The sequence below is a fragment of the Micromonospora sp. NPDC049047 genome, from assembly GCF_040649135.1.
Lineage (GTDB): Bacteria > Actinomycetota > Actinomycetes > Mycobacteriales > Micromonosporaceae > Micromonospora.
Genome location: NZ_JBEZEY010000058.1, coordinates 1 through 1,148, shown reverse-complemented (window position 1 = coordinate 1,148; position 1,148 = coordinate 1). Strand labels below are relative to the sequence as shown.

1 protein-coding gene and 1 pseudogene are annotated in these 1,148 nt (G+C 26.6%); both read right to left on the bottom strand.

Annotated elements, in window-relative coordinates:
• Window positions 1-196 precede the first annotated feature (196 nt).
• Window positions 197-577, bottom strand: coding sequence for a penicillinase repressor BlaI (gene blaI / locus AB0B86_RS33510; RefSeq protein WP_001284653.1), 381 nt, complete (start codon window positions 575-577; stop codon window positions 197-199).
• Window positions 567-1,094 (bottom strand): annotated as a pseudogene (locus tag AB0B86_RS33505) (penicillin-binding transpeptidase domain-containing protein); the annotation flags it as partial. The gene blaI and the pseudogene AB0B86_RS33505, both read right to left, overlap by 11 nt.
• Between the last annotated feature and the right edge of the window lie 54 nt (window positions 1,095-1,148).

Here is a 1,148-nt window from a genome sequence, read left to right as displayed (position 1 = left end):
ATTTTTTGTTGGGTTTTTGAACACATAATTCTATGTAATACTTACTTATTTAGACATAAAACAAGAGTGTACAGAAAATGGTTATTTTCTGGACACTCTCATATTTAATAAAATATTTTAAATGTTATTAACAAAACTAATTTAATAAGAGTCAAGCATAGTTTACATATGTATTATGTTTGAAACATATCTCTAATTACTTTTTACTAATATCATTTAAAATGTCTCGCAATTCTTCAATTTCTTTGTTATTTAATTCTTCATTTTTCGCAAAATTCAGCACTAAACTTTTCATGTCCCCTCCATACAGTTTATTAAGAAAGGTTTTAGCAGTTTTCATTTTAATATCGTCTTCTTTAATATTTGATGAGTAAAAATAAATATTCTCTGATTTGTATCGTTTTATAATCTCTTTTTTATATAGTCTTGTGATTAATGTTCTAATCGTTTTATCGCTAACTTCTTTATATTTTTGAATTTCAACTACAATTTCATTAGCTGATACTGATTTTTTATCCCATATTATATTCATAACATCCCATTCAGCCATAGATATTTCAACTTGCTTATTGGCCATTTAAAACACCCATTTCTTTTAATATTTTTTCACTGATTAATTCAGCATTTTTCCCAGACGGCTTTCCATCTGATAAATGTGTAGCAAAATAATACTTATCATGATTTGTAATTACGTAACCTACAAACCACCCATTATTATACTTCCCGTTTACTATACCTGTACCTGTTTTCCCATACAGTTCATACTTTTCATTTTTCTTAATCAATAATGAAGAAGATAATTGATTCTTTGCTTTTTTACTAAAATGGTTATTTTGTTCCATCATATTTTTAAAAACTATTACTTGTTCAAGATTAGATATTTTCAAACTATCTTCCATCCAATAGCTTTTATAACTTCCCAAGTTTTCATTACCATAATTTAATTGCTTGAGTTGAGCCGCAGTATAGTTCTTTGGTATTTGATTACTAATACGTTCGAAGTACCAATTAACTGAATTTTGCATTGCTGTATTTAAATCTTGTTCCTTATTCCAAGACTCGAAAGGATAATGTTTATGATTCCATGACATACGTCAATTATAATAACTTATGATCTGATGGATTTTTGAATCGAATTATAATTAGTG